Origin of the sequence: Spirillospora sp. NPDC047418 (genome assembly GCF_040643275.1) — a bacterium.
Classification (GTDB): Bacteria; Actinomycetota; Actinomycetes; order Streptosporangiales; family Streptosporangiaceae; genus Spirillospora.
This window is the reverse complement of the sequence record NZ_JBEYTW010000098.1, coordinates 1-21,728: the sequence shown is the minus strand read 5'-3', so window position 1 is coordinate 21,728 and position 21,728 is coordinate 1. Positions and strand designations below refer to the sequence as shown.

16 protein-coding genes are annotated in these 21,728 nt (G+C 72.7%); 5 read left to right on the top strand and 11 right to left on the bottom strand.

The features are described from left to right. Positions 1-26: 26 nt before the first annotated feature. From rraA to ABZ806_RS37380, 3 genes are all read left to right on the top strand, one after another. Positions 27-509: a ribonuclease E activity regulator RraA gene (gene rraA, locus ABZ806_RS37390; RefSeq protein ID WP_500223034.1), complete on the top strand. Its 483-nt coding sequence runs from the start codon at positions 27-29 to the stop codon at positions 507-509. Between the two features lie 157 nt (positions 510-666). Next, positions 667-2,736, top strand: a complete 2,070-nt coding sequence (locus ABZ806_RS37385) for a M6 family metalloprotease domain-containing protein (RefSeq protein WP_500223032.1) — start codon at positions 667-669, stop codon at positions 2,734-2,736. 172 nt (positions 2,737-2,908) lie between these two features. Next, positions 2,909-4,120 (top strand): hypothetical protein, encoded by a 1,212-nt coding sequence (locus tag ABZ806_RS37380; protein ID WP_500223030.1) that lies wholly within the window; start codon positions 2,909-2,911, stop codon positions 4,118-4,120. 58 nt (positions 4,121-4,178) lie between these two features. Here ABZ806_RS37380 and ABZ806_RS37375 read toward each other — a convergent pair whose 3' ends face one another. The 6 genes from ABZ806_RS37375 to ABZ806_RS37350 form a co-directional block, all read right to left on the bottom strand. Continuing rightward, positions 4,179-5,366: a Cmx/CmrA family chloramphenicol efflux MFS transporter gene (locus tag ABZ806_RS37375; RefSeq protein ID WP_500223028.1), complete on the bottom strand. Its 1,188-nt coding sequence runs from the start codon at positions 5,364-5,366 to the stop codon at positions 4,179-4,181. A 75-nt stretch (positions 5,367-5,441) separates the two neighbouring features. Then, a complete protein-coding gene (locus ABZ806_RS37370) occupies positions 5,442-6,017 on the bottom strand; it encodes a TetR/AcrR family transcriptional regulator (RefSeq protein WP_500223026.1) in 576 nt (191 codons plus the stop codon). Positions 6,018-6,059: 42 nt separating this feature from the next. Further along, positions 6,060-11,084, bottom strand: a complete 5,025-nt coding sequence (locus ABZ806_RS37365) for a caspase, EACC1-associated type (RefSeq protein ID WP_500223024.1) — start codon at positions 11,082-11,084, stop codon at positions 6,060-6,062. Next, positions 11,074-12,045 (bottom strand): AAA family ATPase, encoded by a 972-nt coding sequence (locus ABZ806_RS37360; protein ID WP_500223022.1) that lies wholly within the window; start codon positions 12,043-12,045, stop codon positions 11,074-11,076. Before ABZ806_RS37360 ends, ABZ806_RS37365 begins: the two co-directional genes overlap by 11 nt. Beyond that, positions 12,046-13,725: a VMAP-C domain-containing protein gene (locus tag ABZ806_RS37355; protein WP_500223020.1), complete on the bottom strand. Its 1,680-nt coding sequence runs from the start codon at positions 13,723-13,725 to the stop codon at positions 12,046-12,048. Positions 13,726-13,733: 8 nt separating this feature from the next. Further along, positions 13,734-14,084, bottom strand: a complete 351-nt coding sequence (locus ABZ806_RS37350) for a CU044_2847 family protein (protein WP_500223018.1) — start codon at positions 14,082-14,084, stop codon at positions 13,734-13,736. Positions 14,085-14,155: 71 nt separating this feature from the next. Between ABZ806_RS37350 and ABZ806_RS37345 the strand changes: the two genes are divergently transcribed. Then, a complete protein-coding gene (locus tag ABZ806_RS37345; RefSeq protein WP_500223016.1) occupies positions 14,156-14,500 on the top strand; it encodes an MmcQ/YjbR family DNA-binding protein in 345 nt (114 codons plus the stop codon). On the opposite strand, the gene ABZ806_RS37340 is transcribed toward ABZ806_RS37345, so the two are convergent. The 5 genes from ABZ806_RS37340 to ABZ806_RS37320 form a co-directional block, all read right to left on the bottom strand. Next, positions 14,497-15,312 (bottom strand): hypothetical protein, encoded by an 816-nt coding sequence (locus ABZ806_RS37340; protein WP_500223014.1) that lies wholly within the window; start codon positions 15,310-15,312, stop codon positions 14,497-14,499. The two genes, ABZ806_RS37345 and ABZ806_RS37340, sit on opposite strands and share 4 nt — an antisense overlap. A 4-nt stretch (positions 15,313-15,316) precedes the next feature. After that, entirely contained in the window at positions 15,317-17,236 is a 1,920-nt protein-coding gene (locus tag ABZ806_RS37335) for an endonuclease/exonuclease/phosphatase family protein (RefSeq protein ID WP_500223012.1), read from the bottom strand. Positions 17,237-17,322: 86 nt separating this feature from the next. Further along, positions 17,323-18,801, bottom strand: a complete 1,479-nt coding sequence (locus ABZ806_RS37330) for a hypothetical protein (RefSeq protein ID WP_500223009.1) — start codon at positions 18,799-18,801, stop codon at positions 17,323-17,325. A 174-nt stretch (positions 18,802-18,975) separates the two neighbouring features. Next, the gene (locus ABZ806_RS37325; protein WP_500223007.1) at positions 18,976-19,755 is read right to left on the bottom strand and encodes an alpha/beta fold hydrolase; all 780 of its coding nucleotides are present in this window, start codon (positions 19,753-19,755) and stop codon (positions 18,976-18,978) included. 24 nt (positions 19,756-19,779) lie between these two features. Further along, the gene (locus ABZ806_RS37320) at positions 19,780-20,364 is read right to left on the bottom strand and encodes a TetR/AcrR family transcriptional regulator (protein ID WP_500223005.1); all 585 of its coding nucleotides are present in this window, start codon (positions 20,362-20,364) and stop codon (positions 19,780-19,782) included. Positions 20,365-20,518: 154 nt separating this feature from the next. Here ABZ806_RS37320 and ABZ806_RS37315 point away from each other — a divergent pair, with 154 nt between their 5' ends. Then, complete coding sequence (locus ABZ806_RS37315; RefSeq protein ID WP_500223003.1) at positions 20,519-21,658, top strand: FAD-dependent oxidoreductase; 1,140 nt, start codon at positions 20,519-20,521, stop codon at positions 21,656-21,658. Positions 21,659-21,728 lie beyond the last annotated feature (70 nt).

Genomic DNA, 21,728 nt, shown 5'->3' with positions numbered 1-21,728 from the left:
CGGTTACCGTTCAGTAGGCTGCCGTCATGGACTTCGCGACCGCTGACCTCATCGACGACTTCGGGGACGAGCTGCGCAGCTGCGAGACGCAGTTCCGCCAGTACGGCGCTCGGACGGCGTTCGCCGGCCCGGTCTCGACCGTGCGCTGCCACCACGACAACGGGCTGGTGAAGAAGCTGCTGAACTCCCCGGGCGAGGGCCGCGTGCTCGTCGTGGACGGCGCCGGATCGCTGGCGTCCGCGCTGATGGGCGACATGATCGCGGCGGCCGCGGTGGCGAACGGCTGGTCCGGCGTCGTGATCAACGGCGCGGTCCGGGACGTGGCCGCGGTCCGCGGGCTCGACCTCGGCGCGAAGGCGCTCGGCTCGAACCCGCGCAAGAGCGCCAAGGACGGCGCCGGCGAGGTGGACGTCCCGGTGGCGTTCGGCGGCGTGGAGTTCCGTCCGGGCGACTGGCTCTACAGCGACGAGGACGGCATCGTCGTCGCCGCCCGCGAACTCCCGCTGTGACCCGGCCGCCACTGTGCCCCGGTCGCCCGCTGTGACCTGGGCGCATCGCGCGACCTGCCAGGACATTCGGCGCAAGATCGGCTAAGTCGGCCCTAGCGGGACGGAACCGGCTGTTCTTACCTACCTCTCAGCAACCCACCGGAGAGGTAGGGGAGACATGCGCGCGAAGAACATGCTGCTGGTGCCCGCGGCGGCGCTGGGACTGGTCGCGGGGCTCGCGACCGCCGTCCCGGCCGCCGCGCAGCCGAGACCGCCGATCCCGGAGCCGACCGCCAACCCGTGGCAGATGCGGCACTGGCCGCAGACGCAGCCGTGGCAGCGCGAACAGCCGTCCGCCCGCACGTTCGCGGCGGGCGCGCCGCGTCCGATCGACCCGCAGAACTACGAGCTTCCCGACACGATGACGTGGAACGACTACCGGTCGATTCCCGGCACGTCGTGGTCGGACCCGTCCCGGAAGGGGTCGGTGCGGAACTTCAACGTCGCGGTGGTCCTCGTCGACTACGCGAACCAGCCGTTCGAGGTGACGCAGCCGAAGAACTCCTCGGTCTTCGGCAACCCGGTCGAGGTCGGGGACGTCCCGCGCGGCGAGGTCGCCGAGTTCTACCAGAACTTCCTCAACACGCCGCAGAAGCTGAACCACGGCCACACGCTCCACGAGTACTGGATGGAGGACTCCGGCGGCCGGTACGGGGTCGACCTCACCGGGTTCGGCGCCTACCGGATGCCCGCCAAGGACCACGAGTACGGCGTGGACGGCATGCAGGGCGGCACCGGCTGCCCGGCCGGCGACACCTGCGGCCGCGACCTGCGGGCGGACGCCCGTGCCGCCTGGGTCGGTGACGTCGGCGAGGAGACCGCGGCCAAGTACGACTTCGTCTTCTTCCTGAGCGCGGGACAGGACGAGAGCTCCACCTGGCAGGAGTTCGGCGAGATGAAGTTCGGCACCCCGGAGAACGTGCCGGCCGAGTGGGGCCCCGGCGACCCGAACCTGCCGAACTGGGTGAAGACCCGCTACATCCCCTGGACGTCCTGGCAGGCGGGCTCCACGATCTGGCCGAACGCCATCTTCGGTGTGTCCTCCACCCAGGCGGAGAGCTCCGGCATGTCGGTGTACGCCCACGAGTTCAGCCACATCCTGGGCATCGGCGACAACTACAACAACCCGTACAGCGACCCGCCGCGCCGGGCCTACAGCGGCCCGTGGGACATGCTCAGCCGCGGCACGTTCAACGGACCGGGCGGCCCGCACAGCCGCTGGACGATCCCGGCGACGGGCGGCGGGTCCATGGGCGCGCAGCACATGCTCCGCAACAAGATGAAGCTGGGCATGGTCGACCCGGACAAGGTGCTCCAGCTCAGCCGGGACGCCCTCGCCTCGTCCGGCATGGTGGTCGCGAAGGTGACGGCCCGTGCCGCCGAGCCGGGCGGGACCGACCTCGCCGGCATCAACCTGCGGCTCGGCGACGGCGGGGACGAGAGCCCCGCCTGCGACACCCGGACCGACCCGCTCTGCGACGGCGGCGGTTACGACAACTACACCATCGAGGTCGTCGACCGGATGGGCACCGACTCCTTCACCCCCGACTCCGGCGTCCTGCTGGCGAAGACCAAGGACCGCGACCGCGCCCCCTTCATCTGGGTCAAGGACGCGAACCCGCAGGACATCGACAAGGTCGACTTCGTCCTCCCCGACGGCACGCCGCAGAAGATGACGATCGGCGACTACCGCCAGCTCTCGGACGCCCTGTACCACGCGGGCACCGGCTCCGGCAGCGAGTACGAGTACGTCGACGAGGCGAACCGGCTGCACTTCTACGTCCTCGACCTGAAGCGCGACCGGCGCGGCGTCCTGTCCTACACGGTCGCGATCAGTTCACTGGACGGCGCCGGACCGCAGCGGCGCGGCGTGAAGCTGACCTCCGGCCCGGCGCGCTCGACCGGCTCCGGCTGGACGAAGTGCACGATGACGCTCCGCAACACGGGCCGGGGCGGCGACGGGTACCACGCCTCCGACGTGTTCCGGCTGAAGGCCGCCGTGTCCGGCGAGGGCTGGACGACATGGCTGCCGAACGAGCTGGCGACCGCTCCGGCGCGCGGCCGGACCGAGGTCGAGGTCTGGGCGAAGGCGGCACCGGGCGCGTCCCGGCACGCGCGGCTGCGGCTGACCGGGACCTCGGAGAGCGACCCGTCCAAGTCCGACTCCGGAACCTGCCGGCTGCGCTGACCCGTTCCCCGGGACGGCCCTCCCCGCGAGGGCCGTCCCGGCGGCGCCCGGCGCCCGCCGCGGGCTCGCCTCGCGCACGTCATGGCGAAACGAAGGTCAAAATGCGTTTCCCGAGGTCATGTCGGAGTCGTCCGTAGCGTCGGCCCGAGGTACGTTGCGAACCGTGATGATCATGCAGCGTACAGTGATGGGAGCCGGGCGATCAGGTGCCGCCGCCCTGGCGGCCGGTGCCGCGCTCGTGGCCGTCCCCGGTGCCGCCCACGCGGCGCCCGCGGCGCCCGCGGCGGCGGTGACCGCGAAGGCCCCGGCGGACCTGAACCCCGACGATTTCGTCCTCCGCCGCGGTGCGGACCTCGGCGGGCCGGTCCGCACCCTCGACGCCAGGCTCCGCCGGAGCGGCGTCGACGCGCTGATCGGCTCGTCCGGCCAGCGCAAGCTGGGCCGCGGCTGCGCCCGGGCCGCCGGCGTCCCCGCCCACTCGCTGGTGTACTGCTTCAACCGGGCCGACTCCACCACCCGGAGCTGGGTCCCGCAGGGCGTCACGACCGTGTCGGACGCGGCCGGCGGCGAACGGTGGGCGGGCGGCGGCAGGCCGATCCTCGTGTCCTGGCACGACAGCGGCAAGGTCAGGCTCACGTTCGTCAACCCGGACCGGCGCACCTACCGGCATGTCCTGCTCGTCGAGCCGACGCGGAGCGGCTACACCGACATCGGCATCCACGCGGGCGGCATCGCCTGGTACGGCGACAAGCTCTACGTCGCCGACACCCGCCACGGGATCCGCGAGTTCGACATGCGCCACATCTACGACCTTGCCAAGAGCAAGTCGGGCTCGACCGCCCACTCCGGCTGGGTCGGCCTCCACCACGGCAAGTACTACGGTCACGGCTTCCGCTACGTGATGCCGCAGACGGGCAGCTGGCGCTGGGCCAACGGCAGGGTCGGCGGGAAGTGCCGGGGCACCGGCCCGATCCGCATGTCGTGGATGTCCATCGACCGGACCACCTGGCCGCACTCCCTCATCGCGGGCGAGTACTGCCGTCCGAAGTGGCCGCAGGGCCGCGTGGTGGCCTGGCGGCTCGGTGCCCTGTCCGGGGGCGGCCACGCCCGTCCCAGCTGGGGTGCCGTCCTCCCGGCCGACAGGATCCAGGGCGCCGTCCGGACGCACGGCCGGTGGTGGTTCACCCAGAGCCACGGCCACAAGCGCGGCTCCCTCCTCACCACCTACCCCACCTCGCGCGGCTGGGCCAAGGTGAAGCGCCGGACGATCTCCTACGGCCCCGAGGACCTCTCCTGCTACCGCGGCCGGCACCGCATCTGGACGGTCGCCGAGCACGCCGGCCAGCGGGCCCTGTGGTCCTTCCGCGCGCCCACCTGCTCCTGACGACGCCCACCACCGTGAAGGCCCGGGACGGAACCCTCCGCCCCGGGCCTTCGCCGCGTCAGACCTCGACCGCCGTCTCGCGGCGCTCCCGTGCCGTCCCGGACGGCCGCCGTCCGATCCGCCCGAGGACGACGGCCGCGAGGGCGGCGGCCCCGAGGCCCGCTCCGATCCAGGCGGTGGACGCGTAGCCCTTTCCCGCGTCGATGGCCAGGCCGCCGAGCCATGGGCCCGCGGTGATGCCGATGTTGAACGCGACGACGTTCCCGGCCGCGACCAGCGTCGCCGCGCCGTCCACCATCCCGAACGCGCGGCTGTTCAGCGTGGGGTTCGTGCCGAACCCGGCGAGCCCGAGCAGGAACACCAGGACCACCACCGGGACGGGCGACTCCGCCGCCAGCGCGAGCAGCACGGACACGGCCGTGAGGCCCGTGAACCCCGCGTACAGGGTCGGGACGGCCCAGCGGTCGGCCGTCCGTCCGCCGGCGGTGATCCCGAGGAGCGCGCCGACGCCGTAGAGGGCGAGCACCGCGGGCACCCACCGCTCCGCGATCCCGGTGGTCTCGGTCAGCAGGGCCCCGAGGTAGCCGAACGTGACCAGGAGCCCGCTCGTCGCCAGCGCCGTCGTCCCGTAGAGCGCCCACAGCCGGGGGACGGCCACCGCGCGCAGTTCGTCCCGGACGCGGGGCGCCTCGCCGCCCGACGCCCCCGCCGGGATCGTCGCGGCGACACCCGCCATCGCGATGGCCGACATCGCCGCCACCGCCCAGAACGCGGACCGCCAGCCGAGGTGCTGCCCGATCACCGTCCCGGCGGGCAGCCCGACGATCGCCGCGACCGTGAGCCCGCCCGCGACGATCCCCATCGCCTTCCCGCGCGCGTTCCGCGGGACGAGGCTCACGGCCGTCGCGGCGGCCACCGCCCAGAACCCCGCGTAGACGAACGCGCCCACGACCCGCATCGCGAACAGCGTCCAGTAGCCGGGTGTGAGGGCGCCGACCACGTGGGTCAGCGCGAAGATCGCGAGGAACGCCAGCAGTGCGCGCCGGTGCGGCCACCGGAGCGTCAGGACCGCGAGGACGGGCGCCCCGATGAGCATCCCGATCGCGAACGCGGAGATGAGCAGGCCCGCGTCCGGCACGGACACCCCGAGGTCGGCGGCCATCTCCGGCAGCAGGCCCGCGAGCATGAGCTCGGACGTCCCCTGCGCGAAGATCGCCATTCCCAGCACCCACACGGCGATCGGCATCGGTACCGCCTCCTTATTGGATCGATCGATACAAAACAAGGGCAGAAAAAAGGGGCGGCGCGCGTCCGCGTTCGCTCAGAGGGCGAGCATGGCCGTGTCGGCGATGCTCTGGACCGTCACGCGGTCGGCGCCGCCCCGGGCGGCGACCTGGATGCCGCCGACCGTCGCGGTCACGAAGTGCGCCAGCGCCCCGGAGTCCTTGCGCGCGTCGATCTCGCCGGAGCGCATCCCGCCCTCGATGGCGGCCTTCAGCACCGCGAACTGCTGCCGCCGGTGCCGTTCGAGCCGCTCGGTGATGTCCGGGTCGTGCGAGCCGAACTCGATCCTCGAATTCACCACCAGGCATCCGGCGGGGTCGTCCGCGTCCGGTGCGACGGCCCACTCCAGGACGGTGCGCAGCCGCTCGCGCACGGGCATCTCGCCGTCCTCCATGAGGGCGACGAGCTTGGCGTGCCTGTCGTCCATGTAGTGCGTCAGCGCCTTGACGAACAGGTCGCGCTTGCTGGCGAACGTGTTGTAGATGCTGCTGCGCCCGAGCCCGGTCGCCTCGCACAACTCCTGGGTCGAGGTGGCCTCATAGCCGTCCGCCCAGAACGCCCGCATGGCGGCCTCGACCGCCCGCTCCTCCTCGAACTTCCTGGGCCTGCCCATCCCCCCACGCTAACACGTTATGGACCACCTGATCCAATACGGTCAGAGCGCCGCGGCGACCTGGATGAGGCGGCTGTCGTGGTTCCTGATGAGCACGCCTCGTCCCGGCACGCGTTCGTCGGGGCCGGGGCCGCCCATCCGGAGGGTCGCCCACGCATGCGGCCCCCATCGATCGAGCAGCGGATCGCCCACGCTCCCGGGAGTCGGCTCCGTGCGGGCGACGACAAGGTGCAGGCGACCGCCGCCGATGTGCTGTTCGAGGCGGAGGAACACCATCGGATCGAGGAGGTGGTGATCGTCGACGATCAGGTACACGTCATCGCCGGGTGCCGACTCCAGTCGCACGGCCAGCCGGTTGACCAGAGACCTGATCTGCGCCGACGTGGCGGGATAGGTCGCGGACGAAACGCCGGGCGGCCCCGGGTGGCCGAAGTCCGTGCCGTTGAGTTCGCCGGACGGATCGACGACGACCAGTTCCTCGCCCCTGGCGTTGAGCGCGTCGAAGACTAGGCGCAGCAGGCTGGTCCTGCCGGAGCCCCGTTCGCCGATCACCATGAGGTGCGGCAGTTCACCGAAATCCAGTACGACCGGAGCGCCGGTCCCGTCCTCCACACCGATCGCGAGGCGTTCGGGCCAGGCCGTGGCGACCCGGCTTCGCGGCAGGCGCCGGGGCAGTTCCGGGGGAGCGGCGCCCCACTCGGGCGGCGCGAGGACGTGGATGCGGTCGGCGATCGCGGGAGGCAGGAGTGCGAGGAGCGTCCGCATCCGCGTCGCCTCCCCGCACATGATGATCACCGGGTGGTTCTGCCGCCCGGACATCCTCCTGGAGATCTCTTCCATGGCCGCGATGCCCATCGGTCCACCGGACGATGTGGTCATTTCATCCATGTCGGGAATGAGTAGTACTCCGGCCTCCGTCGCGTCGTCGGCCGGGCTGCGGCCGACCAGCGTCCTCCAGGACATTGAGGTGACGTCGCCGTGCGGCAGTTTGCCGAGATCCGCGAGGAGGGTGCCGTACTGCCGCGCGACCGTCTCCATGTCGGGTCCGTACTGGCCGAAAAACGCCAGGTGGTGGTTACCGAGGCCATCGCCCCTGGACGAGTTCGCCTCGTCCGCGAGCCTTTCCCAGATCGCCGCGCCGACCCCCGCGGGGGGCTGCTCAGGAGTCCCCGCCACCGCGTGGGCGCGGTTGCGGAACAGGCGGACGGCGGCACCCTCCCTGCGGGAGGAGAGGGACACAGACGGAAGATCCGTGTTGAAGAGCCGGCCTGCGACCGTCTTGTGGATCGTCCTCATGTCGAGGGCGGCGGCCTCGCCGGCGATCCCTTCCCGAAGGACGTGGATCAGCTCGCCGGTGAAGGGCGTGAAGACCCCGTCCGATGCCACGTGCTCGGCGGCGCTGTCGGATGTCGAGGACATCACGAACGTGCCGCTCTCGGGGGACGGCCTGCGGAGCCGGGTCTTCCTCGCGTCGGGACCGCTGGAGCAGCCGTCGAAGATCATTACCTTGTGACGGGGGCGGTCGGCGTTGCTGACCACCTGCTGCAACCGGTCGTAGGAGAGCATGGTGTTCTCGCTGCCCGGCACGGAGCCGGGAAGGGTCAGGAAGAGTTCGCCGTCCGCGCCGGGCAGACCATGCCCCGAGTAGTAGATCAGCAGCGCGTCCTCCGCCTCATGTGCCGCGCGCTCGACGGCGTCCAGGACGACGTTCTGGTGATGCGGTTGCTCCAGGACGACGAAGTTGCGGGCCGGCAGCCCCCACACCAGCGGATCGGACAGAAGGTCCTTCAGCCCGACCAGGTTGTTCCGGACGGCGGGCAGGTCCGGCAGCGAGCCGTAGTCGGACACGCCGATCAGCACGGCACGGGACCGCTCCGGGTCGGCCAGGTCGGGCTCCGTGTCGGGGATGGTCGTGGCGCGCCGCCAGTGGTCGCGCGTCTGCTGGACGAAGGATTCCACCGCGGGGTCGGAGGGCTCCTCGGCCACGGTGAACCGGCGAGGGGGGCCGCCCCCGGCGAGGAGGTAGGCCGTGCGCTGGTCGGGGAAGGAGAGACTCGCCCGTCCGAGGACGCGCTGGAGTTCGGCGGGCGGGAGGGAGCCTGCGGCGATGCGCCAGCCGAGCAGCGGGAGGAAGCGGTCCCAGATCGTCGTGTTCTCGATGCTGGTCGACGTGAGCAGTAGCTGGACGCCGAGAGCCCTGCCCCGCTGCGCCATCGAGAGCAGCGTTTCACCGATCTCGGGCCTGCTGGACGGGAACGTCAGTGACACGTCCGCCACGACGAGCAGGCGGGGCGGCGTTTCCGATGCCGGCGCGGCGGTGCGGGCGTTCAGTTCGCGCAGCAGGAAGTCCACGAACTGCTGGAGCGCCTCCGGCCGTCCGAGCAGCTCTTCCTCGGAATGGCGGACGTGCGGCAGCGGGAGCGGTTCGCCGAGCGGATGTTCGCCGAGGCCCGCGAAGACGAAGTTCAGGGTCGCGGGGGAGTGGCCGGCGGCCAGCGCGAGCGTGATGCCGCGGACGATGCGCTGCCGCGCCTCGGGAGCGCCAACGATCAACCCGTGCGGGATTCCGGACGAGAAGTCGAGGGGGTAGAGCGTCAGGACGTTGCTGTCGGCGTCATAACCGATCGCGGGATTGCGCGGTTCCGCAGCGGGGAGCTCCCAGGTCTCCTCGAACATGCCGCTCGGGCCGCCGCCGTTCAGTCTGAGCACGTCGAATTCGGGGATGGCGGGAGATGCGGCACTGTCGGCCGGATGCGGCCCCGATTCCTGCGGCCAGGGGAGCTTGTCGGCCTTGGGGCCGCGTTGGCGCATCTGCTCGATGATGGGCGGGACGGTGTCGAGCGGCACATGGGCAGGTTCGAATCGAGGGTGGGCTCGGTCTCCGAAGATGTGCAGGAAGGCGCCGGTATCATCATGCGGTCCGGCGTTCCAGCCGATGTGGCCGACGAGGGAGTCGGCCATTGGCGGGTCGTCCGGTGTGCAGAAGATGAATCTGAGGCCCAACCGGCTCGCTGTTTCGCAGAACCAGGCCAGAGCGTCCAGCAGATCGGGGCGCGACTCCAAGAGAGGACCGGTGTCGTCGATCACGACGACCAGGGCCGGCAGGGGTTCGCGAGCCGCTCCATTGGCGATCGCACCTTGGTATTCGCCCCAAGTGGCGAAGCCGGCGCGGTCCAGGGCGGTGGTGCGGCGGATTCGTTCGTCTTCGAGTGCCGGCACCAGGTAGCTGAGCTGCATTGAATCTGTTGCGTCGGAGCGCACGGCGGCAGAGATATGGGGGAGTCCATCCAGTCCCGCGAAGGGGGCGCCCCGTGTGGAGTCAACGAAGACAAAATTGAGGGTGTCGGGTGAATGGGTCAGGGCGAGGCTGAGGATGACGGTCCGCAGCATCGCGTCGCGGGCGGGCTTCGGACCGACGATCAAGCCGTGGGGGAGGTCCGGGTCGCTGTGGAGAACGTCCAGCGTGACCGGGCCGCCGCCGTCTCTGCCGATCACCGTCTCGCGCGGGGGGCCGTCCCAGGCGCGGAGCAGTCCTTCGATGGGAGCACCGAGGATGGCCGGCAGGTCGGGGCCCGGCGAGGAGGTAGGCGTGAGGTGGGTGCGGGTTCGGGGGGTGATCAGGGCGAAGTGGTCGGTGTCGGCGGTGAGGCGTACCGGGCCGCCGTCGCGGGGGAGGAGGGCGCGGAAGGTCTCGGTGGCGGTGCCCGCACGGCGTTCGATCTCGGCGGAGACGGCTTCGAGGACGTGGCGGGTGTGCAGTGCCTCGGGGCGTGGGAGGGTGTCGAGGAGGGCCTCGCGGGCGCCCGGCACGAACTCGTAGCGGACGTCGCCGACCGGGCGGAGCAGGCCGCTGAGCAGGACTTCGGCGAGCTGCCCCGGCCCTGAGCCGCCGAGGATGCGGTGCTGGATGAGTCGCATCACCGGCAGCGACGGCACGGAGACCGCGACGTGCGCGGCGAGTTCGGCGGCGTGCGGGGACGCCGTGGCCAGGAAGCGGCGGACGCGTTCGGCGACCGGCAGTTCCCGTTCGCGGCGCAGCGGCGCCGGGCCCGCCGGGCGGGCCGCCAGGGTCGCGACGGCGGCGGGCTGCGGGCCGGAGCCGGAGATCAGCCGGGCCCAGGCGGCGAACCAGCGCGGCGCCACCTCCAGGACGGGGACGGGCACACCGGGCATCGCCCCGCCGTCGAACGGGGTGAAGCGCAGGTCGGTGTTCGGGGCGCCGGGCCGGGGGAGGACGGCGAGGCCGGGTGCGGCGGGCGCGGCGGTGCGCCGCCAGAGGCGCTCGGTGAGGGGCTGCAGGATCGCGGTCGGCCCGGCCTGCGCCCAGTGCCGGACGGCGCGCGGCGCCTGCCCGCTCCACCAGTGCGGGCCGGAGCAGTCGCTCAGGACGAGGACGGCGTGCCGGCCCGACGCGTCCACGAGGGTGCGCGGATCCTGGGGCGGGGCTTCGGGCGCCGGCGTGATGCGGCCCGTTTCGTCCAGGTAGCTGACGTGGACGTCCTGGAACGCGCCCTGGCGGGTCAGCGTTTCCGCCAGCTCGCGGGCGAGGGGCCGCCACAGCCGCATGGTCGGCCCGGTGTCCACGACCAGGCTGAGGGTGAGCCACCGTTCGGGCGACGGGACGAGGACGGGCGTCCACCGGCGGGTGTCGGCGATGCGGGCGGCGGTCGCCTCCTCGTCCAGCTCACGGCGGTGCCGGGACGGGACGCGGCGCTTGAGCGGGCGGAGCGCACGCTGCACGCCCAGGGCGTCCGCCAGCATCGGGGCCGTCGGGACGAGCACCTCCGCCGCCTCGCCGACCGGTTCCGCGCCCGGCGCGGGACGCGGTTGGAGGCCGGTCAGCGGCTCGCGCGCCGGCGGCGGTGGCGAAGACCCGCGCGGGGCCGGCGGCGGCCCGGCCTCCGGGGCGGCCGGCGTGGCCCGCGGCGGGACCGGCGGGACCGGCGGGGTGGGCGCGGGCTCGGCGGGCGTGATGTGGCAGGCGAGCCACAGCATCTCGCTCAGCTCGCGCGCGTCCGGCGGCGGCCCGATGGCCGACAGTGCCTCCCGCAGCCGGTCAATCGTCATCGATCGGGCCGGTCAGGTAGGGCATGATGCGGTCGGCCAGGGCGCGGCGGTCCTCGGTGTCGGCGTGGCGGCACAGGTAGACGGCGTTGAGGAGCTGGTCGGTCGCCAAGGTCCCCGACGACGACCGCTCGAAGAAGCGGCGGACGAGGTCGTCGCTCTGGTCGGCCAGCGCCCCGAGATGCTCCCGCACGATCGCCGACAGTTCGGCCTCCCCCGACGGCTGCCGCAGTTCCACGGTGACGCACCGGCGCAGGAACGCGGGCGGGAACTCGCGTTCGCCGTTGCTGGTCATCACGACCAGGGGGAAGGCGTTGCAGCGGACGGTCCCGGCCGTCACCGTGACCCGGGAACCGGGTCCGTCGGCGGTCATGACCTCGGCGTCCGGGTCGGCGCGCCGGGTCAGTTCGGGCAGTTCGTACTCGCCCTTCTCGAAGATGGTGAGCAGGTCGTTGGGCAGGTCGATGTCGCTCTTGTCGATCTCGTCCACCAGCAGCACGCGTGGCCGCCCGTACGGGAGGAGCGCCGTTCCGAGCGGCCCGAGGCGGATGTAACGGCCGATGTCCTCGTCGGCCGGCGCGTCGTCGCGTCCCGCCGCGTACAACCGGGTCAGCGGGTCGTACTGGTAGAGGCCGTCGCGCAGCGTGGTCCGGCTGGTGATGGGCCAGTGCAGGACGGACCCGAGGCCGAGTTCGTGGGCCACCGCGTAGGCCAGCGTCGATTTCCCGGTACCGGGCGGACCCGTCACCAGCAGCGGCCGGCGCAGATACAGCGCGGCGTTGACCTGCTGCACCGCATCGTCCGACGGCCGGTACGTGGTCGCCTGATGCTCGTTCCCGGAAGGACCGCCCGGGGACGGCAGCACGGGCTCGCCGTCGAACGCGCGCCAGGGCGGCGGCGGCGGCAGCCGGTCGATGCCGTCGTGCGGGCGACGGCTCCCGGTGTAGAGCAGCCAGTCGGGCACCTATACCTCCATGGCGAGCGGGGGGTCGGGAAGCCGGGACGGGTCGTCCCACAGCAACGTCAGGTCGCGTCCGCAGTGCGGCTCGTCCTTGGGGGCGACGAGTGCGGCCTTGCGCAGGGCGAGCGCCACCCGGGGCAGGTCGACCGGGTGCTTGCCGCCGACGGCGGCGGTCAGGTCGTCCAGGACGCGGTGCCCGCGGCAGTCGTCGTGGGACGGCGCGTCGCAGGGCGTCCGCGTCCACAGCATGACCGGGATGCCGTTGTTCAGCGCGGCCGTCAGCCAGCCCTTGACCGGACGCGACCCGTAGACGAGCACGCAGAAGTCGACGTTCGCCTCCAGCCACTCCTCGAACTCGCGGGCCTTGCGCGGCGCGTCGCAGGCGATGGGGCGCGGGTCGCTGCGGCCGCGCTCGGTCAGCAGCCGCCAGCGGTGGTGGGCCTGGTCGCGCCGGAACGAGTCGGGCCGCATCCGGTCGACGTCCCGCACCACGACCGGATACCGGCGCATCGGGATCCGGTTGCGCGGGTCGAGGTACCACTGCTCGAACGGCTTGCCGAGCCAGCCCTCCGGCACCGCGAACTCGATCATCCAGTCGCGGCCGAACAGCGCGGGCGCCAGCGCGGCCACGCCCGCCTCGACCGCCGCGCGCACGCCGCGCTCCGGTACCCGCTCGGTGGGACGGGACGCGCCCGCCGCCCCGTCGATCCACGTGTGCACGGACATGTCGAAGGCGTTGCCGAACGTGACCCGCTCCAGCCGGACGATCACCGACGCGGGCTCCGGCCGCGCGGCCGGGGCCGGGGCCGGTGCCGGGCCGCGCAGGTGCCGGGCCGACCAGGTGGTGAGCCGCCCGCGCGCCGCGTCCGGCAGGTGCGGGCCGAGCGCCGCGACATAGCGGGCGAGCCGCTCCTCCGCCCACCCCTCCGCGACGTACCGCACCGACCCCCACGCGGACCGGAACCCGCCGGACGCCGGACGCCCGGTGATCCGTTCGAGGTCGGCGGCGAGCGGATCGGTGAAGCGCACGCCGCGCAGGAGTTCGCGCAGCTCGCGGCGCGCGTCCGGGGTGAGCCAGCGCAGCGGCAGCAGGTCGTCCAGGTCCTCCCAGTAGGTACGGATGTGCGGGAGCGGGAGCATCCAGCCGAGGTCGGCGCGGTCGCCGTACCGGAGCTCGGCGTTCGTCACCATGCCGATGACCTCGCCGGTGTCCGCGTCGTACACGGCCGATCCGCTGTAGCCCTCTTCCAGCCAGTCGCCCGGCCCGGTCTTCAGCTCCCACCATTCGCGCCGCATGCCCCGGTGAGGGGACGTCGTCACGGTCGCGTGCCGCTCGTTCTGGTCGGTCCGCCGGGGGAAGCCGCAGACGGCGAACGTCCGGCCGGTGACGGTGTGCTCGTGGAGGTCGCCGGGGTCGGCGAGCCGCGCCGGCGCGTAGGGGACGGGCCGGCCCAGTTCGAGGACGGCGACGTCGCCGGGGTCGCCTTCGCGCTCCCAGTCGCCGCAGCGGACGACCTTGGCGGGCAGGTCCTCCAGCAGGCCCGGGAATCCGACGCGCGCCTCGTCCAGCCCCCGGACGGTGTGGGCACAGGTCAGCAGCCGGTTCCCGGTGATGAGGAACGCCGCGCCGAGCTTGCCGCCGGACGGGTGGCCGACCCAGGCGCGCCACTGCCAGTCGTCCACGATGCCCGCTACGCCTCCTCCGCGGCTCCGGCCCCGGCTCCCGCGCTCGGCTGCCCCCACGTCATCTTGACCTTGAGATGGCCCTCGACGGAAGTCTTCGCGATGACGGCCCCGGCCGCCGCGTTGAGCTTGACGCCGAACTCCAGCTCGACGGCGTCGGGGTTCAGGTCGCCGCCGCGCAGCGCCGCGAGCGCCGACTGGGCCGCCTCCCGGACGTTCTCGAAGGCGTCCTCGAACCTGCCCGCGGCCTCGCGGAAGATCTCCCCGGAGCGGGACACCGACTGGAATCCGGGGTCGCGGTCGTCGCTCTCCACGACGATGGTGCCGTGCTCGGTCTGCCAGCGGACCAGTTCGTTCACGCGGGCAAACCTATCAAGATCATGCGATGGGGAATGGTTTGCTTGAGGCAGGGCGGCCACAGGAGGACATGGTGATCACGGTCGAGCAGGTGCGGGCGCTCGCGAGGACCCTGCCCCGCACCTCGGAGCACCTCATCAGGGACCGGGTGAAGTTCCGCGTCGGTTCCATCGTCTATGTCGCCTTCTCGCGGGACGAGACCGTAATGGGTTTCGCCTTCCCCAAGGAGGAGCGCGAAGCGCTGGTGGCCTCCGAGCCGGAGAAGTTCCACCTCCCCCGTGAATCCGATCTGCGCTTCAACTGGGTCCACGCGTGGACGGCCGCGCTCGACGAACCCGAAATGCGGGAACTGGTCATCGACGCGTGGCGGATGGTCGTTCCGAAGAAGGTCGCCGCCGCCCGCCTCGACGGGCTTTAGTGCGGCGGTGGCATCGGGTCGATGGCGTTGGCGGCGCTGCACCCTCCCTCGCCCGGCATGCGCTGGATCCGGGACGGTGACCACACGCTCGTCCGTCCCGGCGCGACGCGGGCGAGGACGCAGTCGAACGCGTCCGACAGGTACGGCCTGACCCTGAGCACCAGGCCGACGGTGTCCCCTTCGGTCCTGAACTCGCGGGTGATCGCCGGGTCGAGACGCAGCGACGCGACCGCGGCCCGGACCTTCGCCTCGTCCGCCCTGCCCCCGGCCGGGACGCGCGGCAGCGCCTTCTCCAGCTTCTTCTCCGGGATATCGGGCGTCTTCGGCCACGGCCCGAAGTCCATCGGCGCCCCCGGCGGGCAATCCACCAGACGCGTCTCGTACTCGTGCCATTCCGTCGTCGTGGAGAACCGCATCTGGAAGCAGCGCTGCACGGTGACGGACTCGCGGGGGTGCGGCCCGGGTTCCGGGCCCGTTCCCGAGACCCGGAGGACGAGGACGACCCCCGCCCCGGCGGTCGAGGTGCCCCCCACGCGCATGACCTCGACGCCGTCGAGGTCCGTCGCCCGGCGCGCCAGGTCCCGGGCGGGCCACACCCGGGCGGTGTAGAGCTTGTCGCCGGCGCGGTCGGCGACCGTCCGCGCGTTGGCGGTGGCGGCGTCCTCGGTGGCCTGGGCCTCGGGCGTCGCGCCCGCCCCGGGGTAGGGGACCTGCCCGCAGCCGGCGGCCAGCAGGACGGGAACCAGGAAGATCGCTAGGCGGCGCATCCGGCCATGATCGCGGGTCGCCGTGGAGTCTCGATATCCGCTCATGTACTCATCTGGCGGTGAGTGTCACGGCGATCGCCGGGTGGTCGGAGGAGGAGACGTCCTCGTTCGTCGCGTCGTGTCCCGCGAGGCCGGACGTGACCAGGATGTGGTCGATCGGCCGCGACCCCGTCACCGGCGTCGCGAACGGACGGGACGAGGCCAGCGCGTCGGTCAGCCCCGCGCCCGTCAGCGTGCGCCACGGCCGGGTGTCCGGCTCCAGGTTGAGGTCACCGGCGAGGACGACCTGGCGGCCGTCCCTCCCGGCGGCACGGACCAGGCCGGCGAGCTGCTCGGCCTGCCCGAGGTCCGACCAGTCCGCCGGCGGCTGCGTGTGCGTGGCGATCACCGTGATGTCGCGGCCCTGCCAGCGCAGCCCGACCGAGAGGGCCTGCGCGCCGGTCGGCCCGCCCTTCACCAGCGGCGTGTTCCGGACGGACGTGACCGGCAGATCGGTGAGCAGCGCGTCGCCCCACACCTCGTCCCCGGCCGGTGCCCAGATCGCCCGCATCCCCAGCCGCGCGGAGATCAGCCGCAGCGAGTCGCGGCCCCCGTTCAGCAGCCACGCCCGGTCGACCTCGCCGAGGACGACCACGTGCGGCCGCATGGCGCGCAGGACGTCGGCCTGCTCGGTGACGGTCATCGTCCCGTCCAGGCCGTAGCCCATGCGCACGTTGTAGGCGGCGATGCGCAGCCCGCCGTCGTCGACCGGCCGCCAGTCCGGCCCGGTGTCGCGCCACAGCGGCACGGCCGCGACCGCCAGCACGGCGACGACCGCCGCGCCCGCCGCCCACAGGCCGAGACCGTTCTCGCGCTGCGGTGCCGGGGCGCGGACGGCCGGCAGGGCCACGCCGAACGCCGTGAGGACCGGCACCCAGCGGTTGGGCGTGCCGAGGTCGTAGGCGGAGTAGTAGGCGAACATCAGCACCACGAACAGCAGCCAGCCGCCCGCCATCGCCGTCCCGCGCCTGCCGGGCCGGTCGGGACCCGAGGCCGGCGCCGGGACGGACGCCGCCCAGCCGAGGCATCCGGCGAGCGCGAACTGCCCGAGCACCTGGGCGCCGACCGTCCAGGCGGGGGAGACGCCGTGGACGCCGTCCACCGTGGCCCGCCCGGCGGCGAACCCGACCGCCGACAGGACGAGCCCGGCCGCCGGGACGAGGGGGTGCCGCGTCCAGAACCGGGGACGGGCCGCGACCGCCACCGACAGGGCCGCCGCCCCCGCGACGACGGCCGCCGCGACGCCCGCGGACCATCCCGCGCTGGCCTGCGCGTGCGCCGCATTGCCCGTGTACATGCCCCACAGAAGGAACGCCGGGCCCGCCGCCAGCCAGATCCGGGGCGTGCCGGGAGCTTCCTGGGGGCCGGGAGCTTCCGGGGTGCCGTGCGTTTCTGGGGTGCCGTGCGTTTCTGGGCGGTCAGAAGGGCGCCGGGTCAGCGCGAAGGCGAACAGCGCCAGGTAGACGACGAGCGGCAGCCAGGGCACGACGCCCGCCCGCCACACCAGGTCGATGCCCTCCACCGCGGCGTGCAGCGCCGTCGCCGCCGCGAGCCCGGCCGCGAAACCCGTCATGACCGGCGCCGCGTCCCGGACGGTCAGCGCGGTCGCGGTCAGCCACACCAGCCCGCCGAGCAGGCCCGCGCTCGCCGCGTAGAGCTGAGCGTCACCGCCGTCCGTGCCCTGCAGCACCAGCCGGGCGGCGATCAGCAGGCCCCCGCCCCCGGCGGCGAGCCACGAACCCGGGACGAACCGGGCCAGCGGGACGGTCAGGAACGCGGCCACGAACCAGACCAGGGCGTACGCGCCCATGACCTCGGCCGGGGTCTCGCCCGCCTTGCCCACCAGTGTGATCAGCGACGGCAGGAAGACGTGCAGCACGTCCGCCAGCACGACGACGCCCAGCAGGACGTCCCATCGGATCCGCGACATCGGCGCCCTCCCGCACAAGAATGTGAGGAAGTCTCACGTAAGGCGGGGACGGATGCAAGGGGAGGAAGGGGCAGGCGTCCGTCGGCTCAGGCGTCGGCCGGCTGCACCGCCCGCTCCGCCTCCCCGGCCGACTCCGGCTCCGCCCCGGGAACGGCCGCCGGGCTGCGGCGGCCCCAGGCCATCGCGGCGGCGAAACAGGCGAACGGCAGGGCGGGCAGCATGTAGCGGTAGTCGAAATCGACCGTGATCGGCGGGATGGCCAGCAGCGCGACGCCGGCCGTCCAGAAGAGCGCGGTCCGTGCCCGCGCCCGCCGCCGCACGATCCCGGCCGCGCCGGCGAGCAGGACGACCCCGAGCACCGTTCCGGGCACGCTCACCCGCTCCTGGTAGCCGCGCATCACACCGGCGTACGGGTCGACGATGTGCGTGCGTCCGGTGCCGTGCGAGTACTCGTACACGACCGTCCGCCGGTCGCCGCCGCCGAGCACCGGCAGGTCGGGCTTCCGCGCGGTCGGCTTCGTCGGGAAGTGGTACCTGGCCTCCGTCCCGACCGTCGGGTACTGCGACCGATGCCAGGAGAACGTCCGGACGAAGAAGTCGTAGGAGACGACCTTCGCGTAGTCGAGGGGCTGGTTCCGGATCGCCCAGAGCGCGAACCGCTGCGCCCGCGCGTTGGTCTCCTCGTCGAACGCCCGCCCGTTGGACCACCCGGTCGGCGAGTTGGCCTCCCAGATCTGGTGGGACGACGCGGGCCGGTTCTCCTTCGCCCCGTACGGGCACAGGCTCGCCAGGTCCGGCGGCGGCGTGTGCGCGTCGCAGTCGGCGAACGCGGCCGTCCGTCCCCACAGGAAGATGCCGTCCACCCCGGTCATCCCGAACCGGCCGTGCTCCTGCTGGAACCACGTCGCGTACGCGCCCACCGGCAGCAGGAACGTCACCGCGAGCGCCAGGTACGCGGGCCACCTCGTCCGCCGGACCAGCAGATACAGGACGACGATCAGGAACAGCGGCACGCCGACCGTCCGGGTGACGGCCGCGACCCCCAGCAGCGCGCCCACCACCGCCGCGCGCCGCCACCCGGCGGCCCCCGGCTTGGCCAGCACCAGCAGCGCCCCGAAGATGAGCACGGTGAACAAGGTGTCCGACAGGAGCAGATGCTCGAGTTCGATCTGGTAGGAGTCCAGCAGGATCGGCGTGACGGCCAGCGCCGCCCACGTCCGCCGCACCTCGAAGTCGCGGACCAGCATCCGGTAGCCGACCGCCGCCAGCCCGACGATCGCCGCGTGCTGGAGCAGCGTCACCAGCGCCAGGCTGTGGAACGGCTTCAACCCCCACAGGAACAGCCCGTAACCCGACGGCCGCAGCGGATGCGGGAACGGGTCGTCGGCGATCCGCAGGAAGTCGTAGCTGTCGTTGAACCACAGCACGCCCCGGAACCCCAGCATGGTGACGACCCGCAGCACCACTCCCGCGAGCAGCACCGCGACGAACAACCAGTTGCCCCTGGCGGCGGCAAGCAACGCACCGGCCTTCGGTCGGCGGTCGGCCAGAGGGGAGAGCAGCACCGGGGAACCTAACTGTGGACGTGCGGGCGGACGGAATCCCGCGCCGAGCGAACATCGGCCGTATCACGCCGGGGGCGGGCCACCAGGCTGCGTCACCGCTACCGCCCACGCATCGCCCGAGATCCTACCAGCGCACTTGTCACCCACCTCCGACGTCCAAGGCCCGCCCGGAGTTCACCAGCCCGCTGCGGCCAGTGCGGCGGCCAGCTTCGGGGCGACCAGTCGCGCCTCGGCCAGTCCGGCGATGTGGTCGAGCCCTTCGAACTCGATGACCTCGAAGCCCGCCTGGCGCAATCGTCCGGCGCGGTCGCGGACACGGCGCGCGATGGCGCTGCCGCCCACGTAGTCGTACATCCGGCATTCGGGTTCGCCGTCCACGGACCCGTACCAGAGGATCTTCGGCCCCTTCAGGGCCGCCAGGACCTCGGCATCGTCGCGCGCCGCCCACTCCCGGTACATCAGGATGCCCAGGTGGTGCAGGTCCGCCTCGCTCTGGAGCCCGGCCTGCAGCAAGGCCGCGCGGGCGCCCTCGACGTAGCCGAGCCAGTAGTCCGCTCCGGACAGCAGGGGGAACCCGCCGATCATGAGGCCGACCGCGCGATCGGTGGCGCCCACCAGGAAGCCCGCCAGCGCGGCCATGCCCGAGTACCCGGCGAGGACGAAGTCGCCCGCACCCCCCGCGTCCGCGACGGCGTGCAGGTCGGCGATCTCGACGTCCGTGGGGAAGCACGTCCAGGACGTCGGGTCCCACGGCCCGCTCGACTCGTCCTCCGGCTCCATCACCCCGACGACCTGGCGGGGCTTGTAGCGCACCACCCGGTACCCGTTCGCCGCCAGCGCGGACGCGAGGGCGCCGTGCTCGGCGCGCATCCTCGACGGGAAGACGATGGCCGGGCCGTCGCCCTTCACCTCGTACCACAACGTGAATCCGTCATCGGTGACCGTGGTCGCCACGATGGCCTCTCCTCTGCTCGTCCCCTACGCAGTATGGGGCGGTTGCCAGCCGCGGGTGAGGATGTCGAAGACCGTGTCGACGGCGGCCCGGCGATCCTGCCCGCCCCGGGCGAGGGTCGGGATCTCCAGGACGAACCGGGCGAGGGCCGCGCAGGCGAGGTCGTCATGCTCGGCGCCGACCTCGTCCGCGATGGCGGCGCTGAGGACGTCGGCGTGCCGGGTCCACATGCGTTCCGAGTACGCGCGCAGCGCGGGCGTGGACTCCACGAGGTCGGTGAACTCGGCCCGCTGCGGATGCGCCGCGATCGGCAGCCAGGTGGCGAGGACGTGCTGCCGGAGCGCTTCGAGGATGCTTTGCCCCGCGGGCCGCCCCCGCACCGCGCCGACCAGTTCCGACTCCCGCTCCTCGTCCTGGTCGAACACCAGTGCTTCCTTGCCGGTGAAGTGCTTGAACACCGTGGTGGTCGACACGTCGGCGGCGTCGGCGATGTCGCGGATGCTCACCTGGTCGTAGCCGTGTTCCAGGAAAAGCCGCAGCGCCGCGTCGGCGATCGCCTGCCGGGTGGCGGCCTTCTTGCGCTCGCGGCGGCCGGTGGGGGGCGTGGTCATGAGGAGAGCCTATCCGATAGTGGCACCAGTGACTAAGTTGACTCGTTGCACTTTTTAACTCAGTCTGCTTTTCTTGGTGGCGGCGGGTCACGTTCGAGCCGGTGGCTCGGCCCGCTCGCCCGATGCCCCTCCGCACCGACCGAAGGAAACGATCATGAACTTCCCGACACCCGACCACGCCCGCATCAGCGTCATCGGCGCCGGCCCCGGCGGCCTGACCTGCGCCCGCATCCTCCAGCGGCGCGGCATCGCGGTCACCGTCCACGACCGCGACCCGGGCCCCGGCGCACGCGACCAGGGCGGCACCCTCGACCTGCACGCCGACAACGGCCAGCTCGCCCTGCGCGAAGCCGGCCTGCTCGACGCGTTCTTCGAACTGGCCCGCCCGGAAGGGCAGGAGATGCGGCAGCTGGACCCGTCCGGCGCGCTCAGGTCCCACCACGTCCCGGAGCCGGACGAACTCGTCAAGCCGGAGATCGACCGCGGTCGGCTGCGGAACCTGCTGCTCGACTCCCTGGAGCCGGGGACGGTGCGGTGGGGCCGCCACCTCGACACGGTCGGCGGCACCGCCGGCGGGCCGCGGCGGCTCAGCTTCGCCGACGGCACGACCGTCGAGACCGACCTGGTCATCGGGGCCGACGGGGCCTTCTCCCGGGTGCGTCCGGCCGTGTCCCCGGCCGTCCCCGAGTACAGCGGGGTGAGCTTCCTGGAGGCATGGTTCTCCGACGTCGAGAACCGGCACCCCGAGATCGCGGAGCTGGTCGGCCAGGGCGGCGCCCACGCGGCCGACGGCGAGCGCGGCATGTTCGCCCAGCGCAACGGCGGGGACCACATCCGCGTCTACATCATCCGGCGGGTCCCGGCCGACTGGATCGCCCGGTCCGGCCTCACCCTCGGCGACACCGACCGCATCCGCGCCCGGCTACTGGACGAGTACGCCGGCTGGTCGCCCCGCCTGCGCCGCCTGATCAGCGACAACGACGGCCGCTACGTGGACCGTCCGATCTTCGCCCTGCCCGTCCCGCACACGTGGGAGCACGACCCGGCGGTGACCCTCCTCGGCGACGCCGCCCACCTCATGCCCCCGCTCGGAGTCGGGGTCAACCTCGCCATGCTGGACGCCGCCGAACTGGCACTCGCCATCGCCAACGCCGCCACCGTCGACGAGGCCGTCCGCGCCTACGAGATGACGATGCTTCCCCGCTCCACCGAGACGGCCAAGATGCTCGAAGGCGCCGCGGAACACCTGCTCTCCGCCGACGTCCCCGACTTCGACGACGACCCCCGCCCCTGACTTCGCCGCCGACCCGGGCAAGCGGAGGCGGGGCGGCCGGGGGGACGGACGCGCCGCGGGGGTCCCCCGC